This is a genomic window from Haladaptatus sp. SPP-AMP-3 (assembly GCF_049568665.1).
In the GTDB taxonomy this organism is placed as follows: Archaea; Halobacteriota; Halobacteria; order Halobacteriales; family Haladaptataceae; genus Haladaptatus; species Haladaptatus paucihalophilus.
This window is the reverse complement of the sequence record NZ_CP145902.1, coordinates 393,567-412,007: the sequence shown is the minus strand read 5'-3', so window position 1 is coordinate 412,007 and position 18,441 is coordinate 393,567. Positions and strand designations below refer to the sequence as shown.

Here is an 18,441-nt window from a genome sequence, read left to right as displayed (position 1 = left end):
TGTGTTCCCCGGCCGCCGGAATGTCGTTTTAATAGGTGCCTCATTTACACCAGCCACCTATTGTGTGGTATTTGCTTATTTCGGCGGTTGAGATAGCCGTCTCGCCAAAGGGACATAAACTTGCCGCAAGTAGATAGTTAAGCTACAATAGGTAGCTTAGGAAAGAAAGAAATGGTAGCTGAGGTACCTATTGGAGCTACCATCGGTGTTCGGTTGTTGAATACGAACGGAGGAGGTAGCCACCGAAACTAGCGAAAATAGATCGTCAAGCGAAAATAGGTAGTATAGGTATAGTAGCAAAGGTACCTGAGGTACCTATTGTAGCAAAGAGGAGTGAGACATCAGTAAGTGAGGTATCATTCGAACTCGTTCAAACGGTCGGTCGAGCCTCGGAGCAGACCACTAAAAAGGAGGAGGTAGAAGAAGGAGGTAGCTAAGAATAGGCACAGAGAGATAGCTAGCTGAGTTACAATAGTTGCAATAGGTAGTGAAGCCACATAGCGGAGCCACACGAGAGAAGTCATATAGGCAGTGTGTAGTAGCATACACGCTCGCAACACGATGCCCAGAAGATATTCCGTGAAATCCTTACAGGAGTATCTGGCAACACGTCGAAGTAGTTCGGGTGAGTACCCGTCGAGCGTTTCGGCGAAATCAGTCGGAAGGTCTTGCGGTGAAGTCGGTAGCGAGAGGTCATGGATGGATGACGAGTGTTTAACCAACACGGATGGCAGACTCGTGGCGTTGTTGGTTAAACCGAGAGCGGCGAAAGCCGAGTTCGGCCGCAACCCCCTCCCCCCGTTATCGAAGTGTAAACGGACGAGTGATGGGGGTGGTGTCGGGACCGGGAGGTCAGATGGGAGAGGGAGAAAGACGGTGCTGCGGACGTATTGGCGACGGATGGGTTCTAAGATAGGTTCTAAGGTAGTTTTAAGGCCGAAAAATCAGCGTGTCTGATCCTAGTATATGGAAAGGGAAGATTTAACTCATTAGATGTAAAACAGCATCCGCAAACTAGAATCTATAGTAGTCGAAGTGAGTTCGGAGAGGATTCTACGAAGACGAGAGAAGCGTATTGTCAACACAACCCCTCCAAACGAGAGTTACACTTCGATAACGGGGTGGGGGTGACGTTACCCTCCGTTTCTTCCGAGGAGTCGCCTCGATTTTAGGCCGAGGTCCACTCATCGAAAGATAGTCCTCGGCTGCCAGCACCTCTAGTTCTCTCCATTGCCTCACCGAGATCCTCAACAGTAGACGGTATACGACCGTTCTCCGAGACGTGCCCTGAGAGAATCTGTGGGTAACACGTTACAACCGTCAACCGTGGTTTTCCGGCGTATCCCGCTCACGAATCGGCTGTTACACTTCGACAACGGGGTGGGTGTTCGAGCGCGTCTTCTCCATACCGACAATGACCGTTAAAAGCAAGAACACGATGTATCACAACTACTGGACGAGTGTTGAATTACACTTCGATAATGGGGTTGATGACGTCCAGTAAGTCGCCGCCTGCTATCGGTTTCTTCTCCAATTTACACTTCGACAACGGGGTTAGTGGTGTGACGGGACGAGAATTGCAGTGGCGTCTCGACATCGGGGTCTGTTACACTTCGATAACGGGGTCCCTTCGTTCATCGTTACACTTCGGCGACGGGGTGAATCGGGCCGAGAACCGGTACCTATCTGCTGATTTCGGGTTTGTTCACTCGTCCGGTAGTTGTGATATCTTCGAGATTCCCGTTGGCGTGGGAAACGATACACTTCGAACACGGGGTGGTAACGGACGCTCCCGAGATTGTCACCGACTGCTGCTGGCGGTTGCACTTCGACGCAGGGTAACCGCCTGCTATCCGTCGTTCACGAACTCTCGAATCCTCGATTCACGAACTCTTGAATCTCTGCATCTTCGTTTGCGCGATGGTCTTGAGATGGTCCGTTTCGTCGGCTATCGCCGAAAGTCGGGAATCTTCCGCGAGCAGATCCAGAATTGGCTGGGGATTATCCGAAAAAGAAAACTCCATGTGCATTCCTTGACCGCGGCCACGGCTTTTCCGCTCGGCGTCGACGATTCCGTACGTGTTGAGCTCTTTGACGTACTTGATGTACGTTTCACGCGTCATCTGGTCGGCGTCCAACAGCTCCGTGATCCACTTGTAGACTTGGTACCCGACGGGACTCGGGACGGATGTCGTGGCGTGGGCCGTATGTACCGCGACGGCCGCCGTTGCATAGAGTGAGATCTTCTTTTGCGTGGAGAGCCCTTCGATCTGGGTCAGCATGCGATCTTTATCGACTTCGTCCTGTGAGTCTCGGACGTGCGATTCCGTGACCACGTCGTCGTTTTGTCGGTCGGCGAGGTCACCGGCTTTCCGGAAGAGATCGATTCCTTTGCGGGCATCACCGTGACTTTGGGCGGCGAACGCCGCGACCAACGGAATGACGTCGTCACTGAGGGCCCCGGCTCGGAAGGCGTCGCGACGATGCTCGAGGATTTCTCGAAGCTGGTTCGCGTCGTAGTCGGAAAAGGGGATGTCTTCGGGGTTGAACGAACTTTCCGAGCGCCCGTCGACGTTCTCCATGAACTTGGGATCGTTCGTCAGGGCGGCGACGGACACCGTCCCGTGAATGGTGTCCGTCTTCCCCGCCCGCGACAGTTGATAGAGCAGTTTTGAATACGCGGGCTCGTCTTCCCGACCGACGAGGAGGTCGATTTCGTCGAGGATGAAGATGACCGAATCGTAGTACGTGTTGATAAGGTCGTAGAGTCGCTCGTACTTCTGTTCGGTGGAGACGCCGGTTGCCGGAACGCCGGTTTTGACGCCCACGTCTTTCGCGACCGTTTCGACGAGTTTGTAGACCGCACGGTCGAGGGTCGTTATCGGCTGGCAGTTGAGGTTGATAACACCGAAGTTGATATCCTGTGATTCGCAGAGCTCGACGATTTGTCCGCAGACGGCGTTGACGATGAGAGACTTCCCGGTACCGGAGGGGCCGTAGAGAAGCATATTGGGGGGTCGTTCATCACGGAGGGCGGGTTTGAGATAGGCGACGACCGCTTGGAGTTGGTCGTCACGGCCGACGATGCGTTCTTCGTCGATGATGGTATCCGGTTCGACGAGGTTCCGGTTCACGAAAACCGATTTACCGGAGTCCTCTTCGAGGAGTTCACGAATCGTTTTTTGACCGGAGCCACCGGCCGTCGGTGGGTCGGCCGCGGTTCCCTCGGAGCTATCCGAGAGAGCGTCGTCCGGCGTCCCCATGTCATCGTCTGGCATATCAAAAGGCAACAAGACTACGGATAAAAAACTACCTATGTCGAAGTCTAACTGCTCGAAGAGAGTGGTTTTACCATCTCAAATGACGGAATGGTAATACTCGGTAAGTACCGCAACCGAAGTCTAAAACCGAATCGAAGACACGACGAACTGTCCCCGCGAGAGCTAGTCCGTGATACGCAAATTGTCGCCGACTTCGTAGAGATACCCTCGAAGCAACAGCGTTTCGAGCAGGTCGTCGACGAGTACGCTCTCGATATCGTGCGCTCGAAGCACTCGACCTGCTTGCTCGTAGGTGAACGACTCACCCGAACCGAAGCGAGTACGCAGATGTGTGAGCGCTTCCGTTGCCATCGGTGATAATGGCGTGTAGTCGGAATCCCGGTGGGGCATCGTTGACGGTAATCCCTTCGACTCTCGGGGTGTTAAGAATTCGTCCCATCGAGATTCCTTCCGGATTACAACTTTCCACGTTCGAAACTGAATCGATACTCGAACGAAACACAGGTATCCGGAGCCAGCATCGTGTTCTCTCGATAGACCAGTGATCTGCTCTGCAATCATCGCCTCGTTATCTTCGAGCACGGAAGAATGGGAGAAGTAGAACGCATAGGGAAAGCGGTGGGAGTGAAAGCGGTGTGAGAGAGACGGTCTCCGAAGAACGGATGGAACAGTTAATCTCTCAAGAATTAGTGGTGTAGTTGGAATATGTGAAATAGCTGGAATAGGTAGGATAGGTAGAATAGGTGAAATGGGTAGAGTAGTTAGTACGGGTGATGTGTGGTTAGTACGGGTGGTGGTGGTGTGTCGGGTAGTTGAGTTAGAACAATAGGTGAAATAGGTATCTTATGTGGATTGTATGGAATAGGTGAGGCAGGTGGGTGGCGAGAATAGAACGTATCGGGAGAATCGGAAACTACCCACTTCCTTCTCGTCTCGAATTTATTACTTGGGAGATATCTAGGCCGCGCCGCGGTCAATTCAAGGCAAAGTGTACACATGTTCTGTTTCCTTCGTACACAAAAAAGTTAAACAGCTATTCCACGACTGGTTAGATGAGTGTCGTTAGCATGCAACGAACTATCTTCGACGACAGCGAGTACGAACGGCGTTTAGAACGGACGAAAGAGCGACTGCGTGATGCGGAACTCGACGCACTCGTCGTGGCCGACCCCGCGAACATGAACTACCTCACGGGGTACGACGGCTGGTCGTTCTACGTTCATCAAGCTGTCGTGGTCTCATTGGAACGCGACGACCCCGTGTGGGTCGGTCGCGGCATGGACGCCAACGGCGCACGGGCAACCACGTGGCTCGGCACGGAGAGCATTCGGGCGTACGACGACGACTACGTTCACTCGCCGTACGACCGTCATCCGATGGATTACCTGAGCGCGGTTCTCGAAGACCTCGACGTGGACGACGGCGACATCGGGTTGGAGATGGACGCCTACTACTTCACCGCGAAATCCTACACGCGACTCCAGAAGAACCTCCCGGACGCCGATTTCGAGGACGCGACGCTCCTCGTCAACTGGCTTCGAATCAAGAAGAGCGAGCAGGAACTCGACTACATGCGCGAGGCGGCGCGCATCTCCGAGGAGGCGATGCTGGCCGGACTCGACGCCATCGAGGAGGGCGTCCCCGAGTACGAGGCCGCGGCCGCCATCTACGACGGTCTCATCCGCGGCACCGACGACTTCGGCGGCGACTATCCCTCCATCGTTCCGTTGATGCCTTCGGGCGACCACACGGGGACACCCCACCTCACGTGGACCGACCGGGAGTTCGAGGACGGCGACCCCGTTATCATCGAACTCTCGGGATGTCGGCACCGCTATCACTCGCCGCTCGCCCGGACGACGTTCGTCGGCGATCCCCCGGACGAGATTCAGCGAACGGCGGACGTGGTGGTCGAAGGGCTCGAAGCCGCGCTCGATGCTGTCGAACCCGGCGCCACCTGCGAATCGGTCGAGAAGGTGTGGCGGGACACCATCGCACGGTACGACCTCGAAAAGGAGGACCGAATCGCCTACGCGATGGGACTGGGATACCCGCCGGACTGGGGAGAGCACACCGCCAGCATGCGTCCCGGCGACGAAACGAGACTGGAAGAGGATATGACCTTCCACATGATTCCGGGCCTCTGGTTCGACGATTTCGGGGTCGAGCTGAGCGAGACGTTCCGCGTCACCTCGAACGGTGCCGAAGTGCTAGCCGATTTCCCGCGACGTCTCTTCACGTCGTAATCGAGGACTCGGAAAGGGGGTGTTTCGAAGGATCGGAAAGAAGTGTGGTGAATCGGAAAGGAAGGACCGCCAGCGGGACGGAGGTATCAGTTCGGTTTCGGCGCGAGGACCTGATTTTCCAACGGTTCGCCCGCTTCGAGACGTTCGAGGTTCCCCGCAACGATGTCGGCGAGCCGGTCCCAGTGGAGCGGCGTGTGTCCGCCGGTGTGCGGCGTGACGAGGCAGTTTTCCAAGTCCCACAGCGGGTGGTCGGCCGGGAGGGGTTCGGGGTCGGTCACGTCGAGTGCCGCCCCGCGAATCTTGTTCGACTGCAGCGCGGCGACCAGCGCGTCGGTATCGACGATTGGGCCGCGAGCGGTGTTGATAAGAACGGCGTCGGTCGGCATCGTCGCGAGCTCCGACTCCCCGATGAGGCCGTGCGTCGCCTCCGTGAGCGGACAGGCGACGACGACGTACCGACTGCGCGAGAGGGCGTCGTGGATGGCGTCCTCGTCGAAACCGACCACTTCGTCCGTCGGGCCGCCCTTTTCCGGCGTGTACCGAACGCCGATGGTCTCTACCTCGAACCCCTGAAGACGTTGGGTGACCGCCTGTCCGATGGACCCGAGACCGATGACGGTGACGGTGCTACCGGTGAGTTCTCCGGATTGGAAATGCCGCCATTCGGAACGCCGCTTGCGTCGCCATCCCTCGTGCAGACGGCGGGAGAAGACGAGCATGTTGCCGACGGCCTGCTCGGCGATGCCGGGCGCGTGGATGCCCCCCGCGTTCGTCACCGCGACGCCGCGTTCCGCGAGTACGTCCGTGGGAACGTGGTCGGTGCCCGCGAACGTGCACGCGAACAGTTCGAGTCGGTCGGCGCGGGCGAGCAGCGCTTCGTCTACGGTGATGCCGGTGACGACCCGGGCATCCGCGACGAGTTCGCGCTCCATCTTCGGCGTCCGAGCGTGAACGACGGTTCGGTCGGGGAGACGTTCGCGCAACGCCTCTGCGTACGATTCCATCGAGAGTCCTTCGGTCCCCTCGCGGAGGACGACGATATCCGGGTTTTCACTCATGTGCACCACCGCGTCTGCTGACGCGAATCGACGGTCGAACGATTGTCAGGCCCAACCTTAGTCCTTTTGTGTAGCCGCTGTCAACGAATTGCGTTTACAATTAAGTGGCTGGGCGTGCCAGTACCACGCATGGCGGAGCCAATACGCGAACGACTCGCCGACGTGCGGCGGGCGTTTCATCGGTACCCGGAACCGGCGTGGCGCGAGTTCTACACGACGCATCGACTCGTCGAGGAGATTCGGAAGGTCGGCATCGACGAACTCGCCGTCGGCACGGAGGTGTACGACAGCGACGACAGGATGGCCGTTCCAGACGCCGAGGACATCGAGGAGTGGTCCGACCGGGCGCTCGAACGGGGTGCCGACCCGGACCTCCTCGACAGCATGGCGGGGGGAAACACCGGGGTCGTCGCCGTCTTCGACCGAGGGTCCGGGCCGACGGTCGGCTTGCGGGTGGATATCGATGGCTTGTTCATCGAGGAATCGACGGACGGCGACCACGTACCCGCCGTCGACGGCTTTCGGTCGGAGGGGGACGGGACGATGCACGCCTGCGGTCACGACTCCCACATGACGTGGGGGTTGGCGACGCTCGAAGCCATCGCGGAGAGCGACTTCGAGGGAACGCTCGTCGTCTTCTTCCAACCAGCCGAGGAGGTGTCGGGCGGCGGCCACCCGATGGCGGAGAGTCGGTTCGCCGCCGACCTCGATTACCTCTTTGCCGTCCACGTCGGATTGGACCATCCGACCGGCGAGGTCGTCGCCGGAATCGAGCGACCGCTCGCCATGTGCCACGTCGATGTGACGTTCGAGGGAACCTCCGCACACGCCGGAAAAGCGCCGCAGGACGGCGACAACGCGATGCAGGCGCTCGGCACCGCCATCCAGAACGCCTACGCGATTCCGCGGCACGAGGACGGGATGACCCGCGTCAACCTCGGATGGGCGGAGGCTGGAACGTCGAGCAACGTCATCGCCGATTTCGCACACGTCGAAGCGGAGGCGCGCGGCGAGACGACCGAACTCATGGAGTACATGCAATCCCGCCTGAACCGGACGCTCGAAACCGCCGCCGAGATGCACGGCTGTGACGTGGACATCGACGTGCGGAGCAAATCTCCGCGCGCGGACAGCGACCCCGAACTCGCCGACGTCGTGGCGGACGTCGCCCGCGACGTCGATGGCGTCGAATCGGTTCTCCCGGCCGCGGACTTCGGCGCGAGCGAGGACGCGACGTTCCTGATGCGACGGGTGCAGGAGAACGGCGGTCTCGCCACGTATCTCATCGTCGGCACCGACCATCCGACGAGTCATCACACGCCGACGTTCGACGTCGACGAACGGAGCCTCGAAATCGGCGTCGACGTGCTGGTCGAATCGATTCTGGCCGTTTCGGAGGACGAAACGTGAGTCCCGAGCGGACGGACGACGAGGGCGCGTATCCGCCCGCAGACGATATCGTGAACGTGGACGACGTGAACGCCGCTCGAACGCGTCTCGACGGCGTGATTCACCGGACGCCGCTCGACCGCTCGACGACGTTCGCGGGGCGAAGCGGGGCGGCATCCGTGGGCCTCAAACTGGAGAATATGCAACGAACGGGGTCGTTCAAGAGTCGCGGCGCGTACAACACGATGGCGCAGTTGTCGTCGTCGGAGCGCGAGCGCGGCGTCGTCGCGTCGAGCGCGGGCAATCACGCGCAGGGCGTCGCCTTTGCCGGGGGATTGCTCGACATCGACACGACCATCGTCGTTCCCGAAGTGACCCCCTCCGCGAAGATAGAAGCGACCAGGGGGTACGGCGCGGAAGTCCTCGTCGAAGGCGATATCTACGAACGGTCCTACGAGCACGCCCTCGAACTCTCGGACGAGGAGGGGTCGCAGTTCGTCCACCCGTTCAACGACGAGGAGATAATCGCGGGACAGGGAACCGTCGGCCTCGAACTGCTCGACCAGTATCCGGAACTGGATACCGTCCTCGTTTCCATCGGCGGCGGCGGCCTGATTTCGGGTATCGCAACCGTTCTCAAGGCGCACGACCCGGACATCCGTGTCGTCGGCGTGCAACCGGAGGGCGCGTTCCACGCCAAGCCGTCACTCGAACGCGACGAAATCCACGAACTGTCGGGCGTGGACACCGTGGCCGAGGGCATCGCCGACACTCGACTGCTCGACAAGACCTTCGCCGTCATCCGCGAACGGGTGGACGACGTGGTGAGCGTCGGCGACCGCGAGATGAGCGTCGCCGTCGCGCTCCTCGCAGAGCGGGCGAAAACTGTGGCCGAACCCGCTGGCGCAGCACCGCTCGCGGCGCTGCTCTCCGGCGCGGTGGACGTCACGGACGAACACGTCGCGGTAATCGTCTCCGGGGGGAACGTGAACCTCTCCGACCACGCCGAGTGTACCCGCGCCGGTTTGATGCGACTCGGCCGGTACGCGGAGGCCCGCCTCTCGATTACCGACTGGCCGAGCGGACTCGACGCGCTCACGGAAACCCTCGAACGACACGGCGCGGAATTGGAGGAGTTGGAGCGTGCGCGCCGAACCGACGCGGACGACCCGAACCGAACGCCGGTGACAGTCGGCGTGGCGGGAGGCGGACGGGACCACCTTTCGACGGTGTTCGACGCGCTGCACGACCGGGACGGTATCGCGGTGGAGAACGGTTCGTTGGACGGGTGAAGTCGGTCGCAAATCGTCGTCGGGCGGCGATTCGACCGCCGGAACTCGGTTCGAATTTTTCAGGCCGGTTTCGCGGACGGCGTTCCCGCCGCCTCGATGGCTTCGTTCAGGATGCCGACGCCGAGTTCGATTTCGCGCTCCGTCGAGTCCAGCGGCGGAAGGAGCCGGATTGTCTTCGACCCACAGCCGAGGGTGAGCAGGCCGCGTTTCAGCGCCTCGCGGACAACCTCGTCTCGGCGGTCCGCGGAATCAAACTCCACGGCGAGCATGAGTCCCTTGCCGCGCACGTCATCGACGTGTGCCGGTGCGCCATCGCGGAGCAACTCCTTGGCTTGCCTGCCGCGTTCGGTCGCGTTGTCGAGCAGGTCGTACTCCTCGATGGCTTCGAGCGTGAACGCGCCCTGCATCGACGCGAGGAGGTCGCCGCCGCCGAACGTCGACCCCAGACGGTTCTTCTCGGACGGGAAGAGGTCCGACCGCGAGATGGTCGCGCCGGTTCGAAGCGCCTTCGCGCTGGCGATGACGTCGGGTTCGATGGGGTAGTGGTCGGACGCCCACATCTCCCCCGTGCGACCCACGCCGGACTGGATTTCGTCGACGACGAGCGGGATGTCGTACGTCTCACACACGTCGTCGATCTCGGCCATGAATTCTGTGTTCGGGAACCGGTAGCCCCCCACTCCCTGAATCGGTTCGATGGTGACGAACGCCACTTCGTCGGGGTTGACGTGGCCGCCTTCCGGTTGGAGCGCGTTCCGTAGCTGTGAGCCGTTCTCGGTGAAAAAGCCACAGCCACAGGCGTCGTCGCTGTCGTCGGTGTCGCCGGACGCCTCGCAGAACGGGACCATCCGAACGCCGCCGATTTCCGGGTAGTGGCGCGTGTACACCTCGTTGGAACGAGTCAACGAGAGGGTCCCGAGCGTTCGTCCGTGAAAACTCCCGTCGAACGTGTAGGCGTACTTGGCGGCGGGCTTGTGGTCGTGAGTTATCTTCATCGCGTTCTCCATGGCCTCGGCCCCGGAGTTCGAGAGGAAGACGGTGTCCATGCCGTACTGACTGGAGACGTCGACGAGTTTCTCGACGAGGTGACTCGACGCGGGGAACTCCGCCGTTTCCGGGTCCGGTCCAGCGCCGAAGTACATGTCCTGTCCGGCGACCTTCATCGGTTCGACGAGCGAGAACTCGCGCAGTCTGTCCAGAATCTTCTCGTTGTTGTAGCCGAGCGGTGCCGCGCCGATGTGGCAGGTAAAATCGAGCAGGACGTTGCCGTCGACGTCGGTGACAAACGGGCCGTCCGCCTCGCCCGTCACGTCCCAGACGAACTCGTGTGAGAACTCGCTCGGCGCGGAGTGCTCGTGATGAAAGTCGATCCACTGCTGTGCGTTCGGACCGGGGAGCGTGGCCACCTTGGGATTCGCCGTGTCCCTATCCATACACAATGTTCGTATATTGCGTTATTAAAACTTGTTGTCGTTGCAGGATTGGACGATGGTTGTCGGTCGGGTGGCCGGTCAGTCGTCGTCTTGACCGGCCACATTCGCCCCGTCCGTCGATTCCTCCCGTACCGTCGGCGCGCCGATGAGTTTCGTGCGGTCCTGGAGGAGGATGCCACCGGATTCCTCCTGGAACGTTTTCACGAGTCCGAGCATGGCGAGCAGACAGACGACGGCGAAGGGTGCACCTGTGATGATGGACGCGGATTGGAGCGCATCGACACCACCGACCACCATGAGAATGGACGCGACTGTCCCCTGAAGCACCGCCCAGAAGATGCGGTTGATAGAGGAGGGGTGTTCCTTTCCGCCGGTCGTTATCATCGACACCGCCAGCGTCGAGGAGTCGGCGGAGGTGACGAAGAACGTCGTCACGAGGATGAGGAACGCGGCGAGGAGGAGCGGCCCGATGACCGGAACCGCGTTGAACAGGACGAACCCGGCGACCGACTCATCGTACTGTGCGATGGGTCCGAGGATTTGTGCAACGCCCGTGTTCTGCATCGTGACGGCCGTCCCGCCGACGATGATGAACCACGGAACGGTGGCCATCGACGTCGCCCCGATTCCGGCGAACGCGACTTCGCGGACGCTCCGACCGCGCGAGATGCGGGCGATGAACAGCCCAGCGAACGGCGACCACGCGAGGGGCCACAACCAGTAGAAGACGGTCCACTTGTTCACCCACTTGTCGTAGGTGGGTGGTTGGGCCGCTTCGGTGAAGAGACTCATCCTGAAGAAATCGGTCACGAACCGACCGAACGCCTGTGACCCGAGTTCGAGGATGCGGAACGTCGGGCCGAAGACGAGGGTGGCGACCATCACGAGGAAGAACAACACCATGTTGAAGTTCGACAGCCACCTGATACCCTTGTTGACCCCGAGGACGAGCGAGGTGGTGAAGACCACGGTCATGCCCGTGATAACCAAGATGGTCCCCACGTCACCGAGTTCGATGCCCCATTGGAAGCTCAGCCCCGTGATGAATTGGCTTCCGACGAACCCCAACGACGTGGCGACGCCGCCCAGCGTTGCGAAGACGGCGAGGATGTCGACGGCCTTCCCTATCGGTCCGTCGACGTTGTCGGCACCGAGTATCGGCGTCAACACCGCCGACACCCTGAGCGGGGCGTCGTAGTTATAGACGAAGTAGCCGATGGCGAGTCCCATCACGGTGAAACACGACCACTGGGTGAGACTCCAGTGGAAGATGGCGTACTGCACCGCGACGGGCATCGCGGCCGCCGACTTGTCAGGTACGTCGTATAGCGGCGGCACGCTCCCGTAGTGCGTGAGCGCCTCCGCCGGACCCCAAAAGACGATGCCCGCCGCGAGTCCGGCCGAATACATCATGGCGAAGTACGAGAGATAGCTGTATTCTGGGTCTTCGTCGCCTAACCGGAGTTTTCCCCACGGGCCGAAGATGAGGAACGCGAGGAAGAGGACGAAGGCCAACATCACGATGAGGAAGTACCAGTTGAAGTACTCCAGAATCCAGAACTGTATTCCCTCGACGAACTCGTACGAGTCAGCCGGGTTCAACACGAACGCGGCGACGAAGACGAGCGTGACCGCCGCACCGGCCCCGAAGATGGTCGGTTCGATTTCCTCCCGGAACTCGGCGATTGCACCTTGGTCGTCGGAGTTGCTCATTCGAACCCACCCCCCAGCCGTCGGGCCGACGGCTGTGTTTTCGGCCCGGTATTCGTCGTCTTCGGTCGCCGAACGGTCATTCCGCCGTCCACGATGGTCAATCCGTCCTTCCCGTAACGGCCGTGTGATTTGTGTCTCATGGATGATAATTGATGGCAATAGCCATGGTGTATGGTGGCATACATAGCATGCATCGTGAATGACGGTGATAAATATTACGGATATTGATGCTAGCGCATACAGTATATGTTTATAAGATTGACGTAAGAACGTTATCTGTGTACGACTACAACAGTTATAAGATATGTGATGGTGTAACGTGCTTTATGGAAACTGGTTGGTGGCCGTTCTCCCAGAAGGAATTCGACAACGGGGCCATTCCCGTTCGAAACTCGCGGTGGTGAAGAGCTAATCGGGGTTACTCTCGTACTTACCGGGGATAAAGCCGGTTTTCTCGCCGTTCCGAATCGGGGCCCGAAAACCGCACCTTCGTAACCCTTAATCGCTGTCGTACACAATTTCCGTTTATGAGTGATGAACCATCCGAGCGCGAGGCGAGATACGACCTCGCCTACTCCGCAGATCGGGACCGAGGCATCCTCACGCCGAGCGACAGGGAGTTCCTTATCGGGCGAAAGTCCGACTACACGGAGCACTCCAAAAAGCAGAAGCGAAATCGGATTCGCCGTCGCCTCCGGAACGCCATTCTCGACTTTACTCTTCTCTTCGAACACCTCGAAGATCGTGACCGGGAAACTGTCTTCAACCCCGACGACGACGCGAGGGACGCCTACACGCAGGGAATCACCGACATGCTCGCGTTCCTCCATCTCGGGACGATGGGCTACTACACCCCGTTCAAGGACATGCTCGCCCAAGGCGTCAACGAGGCCGAACAGGAACTGGCGGGGTCGGACTACCGCATGGTCACGGTGGATTTCAACGTCGAACCGGTCGGCCAAATAGACGTGGACGAGGTCATCGACAAACTCGAATTCGGCGACTTCGAGGAGATAACCGACGAGGAACTCCGCGCGTTCATCCGCCTCCTCACCGAATCCGACGAGTTCTCCGCTACGTCCATGCGCTCGGAGATGAAAGAACAGATGCACTCGTTCATCGAGAAGGTCAACGCCGCGGCGGAACAGCGCGACCAGCGCGTCGAAGAACTGAACGACTGAGTTCACGTCCGTAACACGGACGACGTTCCATCCGCTATCGGTGTCCGTGACTCTCGAAACTCCTCGACCGATGCGTCTCGACGGTCAACTACCGAGGTTCGACGTAACCGAGCGTCGCCATGTCGTCGTGGATGCGTCGCCCGAGACGACCTACGCGGCGATGAAATCCCTCGACTTCGCCCGGATGGGTCCAGTCGTCGAAGCACTCGGCGAACTGCGTCGCCTGCCCGAACGTATCGCGGCGGCACTCGCCGGAACCGCCCAACCCGAGACGCCCGAGTCGGTGACGATGAACGACGTCGCCGAGAGCGACGAGTGGGTGCAACTGGCCGAAGAACCGGGTGAAGAGTTCGTGTTCGGTGCGGTCGGGAAGTTCTGGCGACCCAGCATCGAGTGGGTCGAGATAGAACCGGACGAGTTCGCCGAGTTCGACCGACCGGGGTACGCGAAACTCGCCATCGGGTTTTCCGTCCGACCGTACGGCACCGACCGCGCCCTCCTCACCTACGAGGCGCGGACCGCGACAACCGACGCGGCGGCGCGGCGACGGTTCCGGTTGTACTGGTCAGTCATCGGTCCGTCCGCCGGTTTCCTGATGGGCCGGGCACTCGCTCGAATTAAAGCCGGTGCAGAGTCGGCGACGGCGGGAACGTAGTGAGGACTCGACGCACTGTGGCGCGTCGAGGCGTGACGCTGCTGTTCGAGTCGGCGTGCGCGGGATGCTCAGCCGAGGTACGCGATAGCGTCCATTTCGACCCGCACGTCCCCCGGAAGCCGCGCGACTTCGACGCATACTCGCGCCGGTGGGGTGCCGGTAACCCGTGCGCCGTACGCGTCGTTGACCGCATCGTAGTCGTCGAGGTCGGTCAGATAGACGGTCACTTTCACGACATCGTCGAGGCCGTCGCCGCCCGCCTCATCGACGACGGCGGCGATGTTGTCCAGAACCCGGTCGGTTTGGGTTCGGATGTCGCCCTCGATATCGTCACCGGTTTCGGGGTCGACGGGACCGTACCCGGAGACGTACAGCGTGTCGCCCGCGTGAACGCCTTGCGAATACGGATTCTCGTTGCGCGGTGCCTCGTCCGTGGTGATTCGGTCGGTGTCGCTCATGGTGGTTCGAAGAGTCGTTCGAAGGTTCGTTCTACGCGGTCGCCTGCCGTTCCGCGGTCACTTCCCGGACGGCCTCGCCGATGACGTCCATCGCGATTTCGGCCAATTCCTCGGTAAGAACCAGCGGCGGGAGGAGGCGGAGGACGTTGCCGTGGCGTCCGGCCTTCCACACGAGAACGCCCTGTTCGTAGCAGTACTGTTGAATCGCGTCGACGGTTTCACCGTCCGGGTTTCCGTCCGCGTCCACGAACTCCGCGCCGACGAACAGCCCTTTTCCACGAACCTCGCCGATACTGCCGGTCTCGGTCGCGGTCTCGTTCAGTCGCCCGCGGACGTACTCGCCGAGGTCGCGGCCGTGCGCCAGCAGGTCGTGGTCTTGAATGTACTCGATGGCGCGCGTTCCGGCCCGCATCGCCACGACGTGTCCGCGGTAGGTACCCGCGTGGTCGCCCGACCCCCACGTGTCGAGGTCCTCGTGGTACATCGTCCCCGAGAGCGGGAACCCGACGCCGCCGAGCGCCTTGGCCGTCGTCATCACGTCCGGCGTGACGTCGTACCACTCGCTCGCCCACCACTGCCCGGTGCGGCCGAGGCCGCTCTGAATCTCGTCGAACACGAGCACCACGTCGTTGTCGTCGGCGATTTCTCGAAGGCCGGTGAGGAACCCTTTCGGCGGCGTAATGATGCCGCCCTCGCCCTGAATCGGTTCGACGAAGATACCCGCCGGGTTCGCCAGTCCGCCGTAGGGGTCTTCGAGGATGGCCCGAACCTCTTCGAGCGCGTGGTCGACCGCTTCCTCCGGCGTTTTGTCCTGTCCGAACGGATGGGGATAGGGCGCGTGAACGACGTCCGAGAGGAGGGGGGTGTAATCGCCCTTGAAACCCTTGTTCCCGGTGAGGCTCATCGCGCCGCTGGTCGCGCCGTGGTACGCCCCCCGAAACGCGATGAGGCCGTCGCCGCCCGTGTTGTACTTGGCGAGTTTTATCGCGGCTTCGATGGCGTCGCTTCCGGTCGGGCCGCCGAAGACGAACTTGTTGTTGCCCTGAAGCGCCCCGGGCGCGATTTCGTCGAGCTTCTCGATGAGGTCGAGGCGCGCCTCGCTCGGAAAGTCCACGGTGTGGACGAGTTTGTCCGCCTGTTCGTGCACCGCATCGAGAACGTACGGGTTGGCGTGTCCCACGTTCAGCACGCCGATTCCGGCGAACATGTCGATGTACGTGTTCCCGTCCGCGTCGCGAACCGTCGCACCCTTGCCCGATTCGAAGGCTATCGGAATGTCCTCCGGGTACGAAACCGCGCTGCTGTCGATGTCGCGCTGTTTGTCCAGCAGTTCCCGCGTGTTCGGGCCCGGAACGGTCCCGACGTCCGGTGCGTCCTCGAAATGGAGTTCGTCTATCGGTGGACTCGCCGTCATATGGGATACCATGTGGAAGAATTATAAATAAGTTGTCCACGATTTCTATATGCGGCATAAACGAAATTTGAATTCGGGTTCCGTACACGGTTTTCGTATTTCGTGGGGATAGTGGCGCGTCATCGACAGTTACCGCGGAGTCTCCCGCTCGTCGTGGCGGTAGCGTGAGCGAGCGGCGACACTGCTCGTCCGACTACCGTTCGGGAGCGGAACGACCGTTCGGGCGACGACCCGACGAAAAAGATGGGATTCGTTATTCGACCCAGATGGTCTTCCGGTTGACGAACTCCTGAATGCCGATTTCGGAGAGTTCGCGCCCGTAGCCGGATTCCTTGACGCCGCCGAACGGAACCCGCGGGTCGGATTTCACGAGTTGGTTGACGTACACGCAGCCCGCGTCGATCTCGTGGGTGAGTCGTTCGCCGCGCTCCCGGTCTTCCGTCCAGATGCTCGCGCCGAGGCCGAACTCCGTGTCGTTCGCCTTCGTTATCGCGTCCTCCTCGTCGGCGGCGCGGTAGACGGAGGCCACGGGGCCGAACAGTTCTTCCGCGTCCGCGGGACAGCCCTCCGGAACGTCGGTGAGAATCGTCGGCGGATAGAACGCACCTTCGCGGTCGAGCGGTTCGCCGCCGAGTTCGACGGTCGCGCCCGCGTCCACGCTCTGTTCGACCTGCTCGTGGAGTTCCTCCATCAGGTCCTCGCGGGCCTGCGGGCCGATGTCGGTGTCTTCGTCCATCGGATCGCCGACCGTCAGCGCGTCGAACTCGTCGATGAGTCGGTCGACAAACTCGTCGTATATCGCCTCGTGGACGATGAAGCGCTTCCCCGCGATACACGACTGGCCGCCGTTTTGATTGCGCGCCCACGCGCCGGTTTCCGCCGCGGCGTCCAAGTCCGCGTCGTCGAGCACGACGAACGGGTCGCTGCCGCCGAGTTCGAGAACGGTCTTTTTGAGGTGTTCCCCGGCCGTCGACGCGATGGCTCGACCCGCGGGGCCGCTCCCGGTGAGGGTCGCCGCCTTCACCCGGTTGTCGGCGAGCAAATCCTCGACGGACGACGAGGGGAGGAGCAGGGACTGGAAGACGCCCTCGGGATACCCCGCGTCGCGGAATATCTCTTCGATGGCCAGCGCACACCCCGGCACGTTCGAGGCGTGCTTCAGAATCCCGACGTTCCCCGCGGTGAGGTACGGGGCCGCGAAGCGGAACACCTGCCAGAACGGGAAGTTCCACGGCATCACCGCGAGAACGGTGCCCAACGACTCGTACGACGTTTTCACGGCGGAACCGGCCGGACTCGGGTGGTACTCGTCGGCGAGGTACGCGTCCGCGTGTTCCGCGTAGTGGTTACAGAGCCACTCGCACTTCTCGACCTCCGCTTTCGCCTGCGAGATGGGCTTTCCCATCTCCCGCGTCATCAACTCCGCGTACTTTTGCTTTCGTTCGCCGAGGATATCCGCGACGTCCGAGAGGAGTTCCTCGCGCTCCCGAAGCGGACGGGTTCGCCACGAATCGAACGCGTCCGTCGCGGTGTCGAGCGCCTCCTTGGCCTCGGTGATGTCCTCGTCTTCGTACGTTTCTATCTGGTTTCCGGTTGCGGGATTAATGACGTTCATAGTCCTTTTTTCGTTGATGGCGTCTACAAATACTGTGTTCGTGACTGGCATAAAGCTACCGCCGGGACGGGTCGGTACTCGGAGCCGTCCATCAGTGCCATCGCGGTCGATACGTGACGGACGAAGATAGTAAATCGCCACACCGACGGAATTCGTTCGAGGTATTCCGGACGAAAACGCGCGGCGTTCCGCGTTCGATCACCCGTCGTCGGGTCGCGGGGCGTTTTCGTACTTGACCATCTTGTCGGGTTTGTCGGTAATCGTCTCGTAGATGCGTTGGAGCGTCTCCTCGGCTTCGAGGAGGTTGTGTTGTTCGAGGAACGCACGGCCCTCGTCGGTCAGACCGTAGAACTTCCAGGGATAGCCTTGGCGGCGCTGTGCGTCCGGCAGCGAGACCTCCGTTACGATTCCCGCGTCGATCAACTTTTGAACGTGCTTGTACACCGTGGCCTCGCTGATGCTCGGGTTGAGCTGTTCGAGCTCGTACATCGACGGGAGTTGCCGTGGGTGCTGCAGGATATTCGTGACCAGTGCGAACCGGGTTCGTTGGGTCACGAAGTGGACCAACTCACGGGCCTCCGTGCTCTCACTCGTTCCCAAATCGGTGCTCATACCGCAAGCTACGCACCGGCACGACAAGTAGTTTACCCTGGAGTAAATCACTCCAGAGTAAATTCGAACATCTTACTCGGTAAATCTCTTCGCA

General features: G+C 60.6%; 15 protein-coding genes. 5 read left to right on the top strand and 10 right to left on the bottom strand.

The features are described from left to right. Positions 1-1,883 precede the first annotated feature (1,883 nt). Both V5735_RS24775 and V5735_RS24770 read right to left on the bottom strand, forming a co-directional pair. Positions 1,884-3,263 carry an orc1/cdc6 family replication initiation protein gene (locus V5735_RS24775; RefSeq protein ID WP_423747587.1) on the bottom strand — a complete coding sequence of 460 codons (1,380 nt, stop codon included), beginning with the start codon at positions 3,261-3,263 and terminating at the stop codon, positions 1,884-1,886. Between the two features lie 180 nt (positions 3,264-3,443). Beyond that, positions 3,444-3,671, bottom strand: a complete 228-nt coding sequence (locus V5735_RS24770) for a hypothetical protein (protein ID WP_139136254.1) — start codon at positions 3,669-3,671, stop codon at positions 3,444-3,446. A gap of 677 nt (positions 3,672-4,348) precedes the next feature. Between V5735_RS24770 and V5735_RS24765 the strand changes: the two genes are divergently transcribed. Further along, complete coding sequence (locus tag V5735_RS24765) at positions 4,349-5,527, top strand: M24 family metallopeptidase (RefSeq protein ID WP_423747403.1); 1,179 nt, start codon at positions 4,349-4,351, stop codon at positions 5,525-5,527. A gap of 86 nt (positions 5,528-5,613) precedes the next feature. Here V5735_RS24765 and V5735_RS24760 read toward each other — a convergent pair whose 3' ends face one another. After that, the gene (locus tag V5735_RS24760; RefSeq protein ID WP_423747402.1) at positions 5,614-6,585 is read right to left on the bottom strand and encodes a D-2-hydroxyacid dehydrogenase; all 972 of its coding nucleotides are present in this window, start codon (positions 6,583-6,585) and stop codon (positions 5,614-5,616) included. 129 nt (positions 6,586-6,714) lie between these two features. Between V5735_RS24760 and V5735_RS24755 the strand changes: the two genes are divergently transcribed. Together V5735_RS24755 and ilvA are read left to right on the top strand one after the other, a co-directional pair. Then, positions 6,715-7,995, top strand: coding sequence for an amidohydrolase (locus tag V5735_RS24755; protein WP_423747401.1), 1,281 nt, complete (start codon positions 6,715-6,717; stop codon positions 7,993-7,995). Next, positions 7,992-9,266 (top strand): threonine ammonia-lyase, encoded by a 1,275-nt coding sequence (ilvA, locus tag V5735_RS24750; protein WP_423747400.1) that lies wholly within the window; start codon positions 7,992-7,994, stop codon positions 9,264-9,266. Before V5735_RS24755 ends, ilvA begins: the two co-directional genes overlap by 4 nt. A 59-nt stretch (positions 9,267-9,325) precedes the next feature. Here the strand turns inward: ilvA and V5735_RS24745 are convergent, their stop codons facing one another. From V5735_RS24745 to V5735_RS24735, 3 genes are all read right to left on the bottom strand, one after another. Then, positions 9,326-10,699, bottom strand: a complete 1,374-nt coding sequence (locus V5735_RS24745; RefSeq protein WP_423747399.1) for an aminotransferase class III-fold pyridoxal phosphate-dependent enzyme — start codon at positions 10,697-10,699, stop codon at positions 9,326-9,328. A gap of 78 nt (positions 10,700-10,777) precedes the next feature. Next, complete coding sequence (locus V5735_RS24740; RefSeq protein WP_423747398.1) at positions 10,778-12,412, bottom strand: BCCT family transporter; 1,635 nt, start codon at positions 12,410-12,412, stop codon at positions 10,778-10,780. Next, entirely contained in the window at positions 12,409-12,552 is a 144-nt protein-coding gene (locus V5735_RS24735; RefSeq protein ID WP_423747397.1) for a hypothetical protein, read from the bottom strand. The genes V5735_RS24740 and V5735_RS24735 overlap by 4 nt, the downstream gene beginning before the upstream one ends. A gap of 387 nt (positions 12,553-12,939) precedes the next feature. On the opposite strand from V5735_RS24735, the gene V5735_RS24730 reads away from it, so the two are divergent. After that, positions 12,940-13,593 carry a hypothetical protein gene (locus V5735_RS24730; protein WP_007980825.1) on the top strand — a complete coding sequence of 218 codons (654 nt, stop codon included), beginning with the start codon at positions 12,940-12,942 and terminating at the stop codon, positions 13,591-13,593. 70 nt (positions 13,594-13,663) lie between these two features. After that, positions 13,664-14,248: a hypothetical protein gene (locus V5735_RS24725; protein ID WP_423747396.1), complete on the top strand. Its 585-nt coding sequence runs from the start codon at positions 13,664-13,666 to the stop codon at positions 14,246-14,248. 68 nt (positions 14,249-14,316) lie between these two features. Here V5735_RS24725 and V5735_RS24720 read toward each other — a convergent pair whose 3' ends face one another. The 4 genes from V5735_RS24720 to V5735_RS24705 all read right to left on the bottom strand — a co-directional run bounded on the left by V5735_RS24720 (position 14,317) and on the right by V5735_RS24705 (position 18,347). Next, the gene (locus V5735_RS24720) at positions 14,317-14,706 is read right to left on the bottom strand and encodes a Rid family detoxifying hydrolase (RefSeq protein ID WP_423747395.1); all 390 of its coding nucleotides are present in this window, start codon (positions 14,704-14,706) and stop codon (positions 14,317-14,319) included. A 31-nt stretch (positions 14,707-14,737) separates the two neighbouring features. Further along, positions 14,738-16,120, bottom strand: coding sequence for an aspartate aminotransferase family protein (locus V5735_RS24715; protein WP_423747394.1), 1,383 nt, complete (start codon positions 16,118-16,120; stop codon positions 14,738-14,740). 253 nt (positions 16,121-16,373) lie between these two features. Further along, positions 16,374-17,735 (bottom strand): NAD-dependent succinate-semialdehyde dehydrogenase, encoded by a 1,362-nt coding sequence (locus V5735_RS24710; protein ID WP_423747393.1) that lies wholly within the window; start codon positions 17,733-17,735, stop codon positions 16,374-16,376. A gap of 198 nt (positions 17,736-17,933) precedes the next feature. Continuing rightward, complete coding sequence (locus V5735_RS24705; protein ID WP_423747392.1) at positions 17,934-18,347, bottom strand: PadR family transcriptional regulator; 414 nt, start codon at positions 18,345-18,347, stop codon at positions 17,934-17,936. Positions 18,348-18,441: the final 94 nt, after the last annotated feature.

Excerpts from the sequence above, each read along its gene's own strand:
- V5735_RS24730 (WP_007980825.1), top strand. The coding sequence starts at position 12,940 with ATGAGTGATGAACCATCCGAGCGCGAGGCGAGATACGACCTCGCCTAC.
- V5735_RS24755 (WP_423747401.1), top strand. The coding sequence starts at position 6,715 with ATGGCGGAGCCAATACGCGAACGACTCGCCGACGTGCGGCGGGCGTTT.
- V5735_RS24735 (WP_423747397.1), bottom strand. The coding sequence starts at position 12,552 with ATGAGACACAAATCACACGGCCGTTACGGGAAGGACGGATTGACCATC.
- V5735_RS24725 (WP_423747396.1), top strand. The coding sequence starts at position 13,664 with ATGCGTCTCGACGGTCAACTACCGAGGTTCGACGTAACCGAGCGTCGC.
- V5735_RS24720 (WP_423747395.1), bottom strand. The coding sequence starts at position 14,706 with ATGAGCGACACCGACCGAATCACCACGGACGAGGCACCGCGCAACGAG.
- V5735_RS24765 (WP_423747403.1), top strand. The coding sequence starts at position 4,349 with ATGCAACGAACTATCTTCGACGACAGCGAGTACGAACGGCGTTTAGAA.
- V5735_RS24715 (WP_423747394.1), bottom strand. The coding sequence starts at position 16,120 with ATGACGGCGAGTCCACCGATAGACGAACTCCATTTCGAGGACGCACCG.
- V5735_RS24770 (WP_139136254.1), bottom strand. The coding sequence starts at position 3,671 with ATGCCCCACCGGGATTCCGACTACACGCCATTATCACCGATGGCAACG.
- V5735_RS24710 (WP_423747393.1), bottom strand. The coding sequence starts at position 17,735 with ATGAACGTCATTAATCCCGCAACCGGAAACCAGATAGAAACGTACGAA.
- V5735_RS24745 (WP_423747399.1), bottom strand. The coding sequence starts at position 10,699 with ATGGATAGGGACACGGCGAATCCCAAGGTGGCCACGCTCCCCGGTCCG.
- V5735_RS24740 (WP_423747398.1), bottom strand. The coding sequence starts at position 12,412 with ATGAGCAACTCCGACGACCAAGGTGCAATCGCCGAGTTCCGGGAGGAA.
- V5735_RS24760 (WP_423747402.1), bottom strand. The coding sequence starts at position 6,585 with ATGAGTGAAAACCCGGATATCGTCGTCCTCCGCGAGGGGACCGAAGGA.
- V5735_RS24705 (WP_423747392.1), bottom strand. The coding sequence starts at position 18,347 with ATGAGCACCGATTTGGGAACGAGTGAGAGCACGGAGGCCCGTGAGTTG.
- V5735_RS24775 (WP_423747587.1), bottom strand. The coding sequence starts at position 3,263 with ATGGGGACGCCGGACGACGCTCTCTCGGATAGCTCCGAGGGAACCGCG.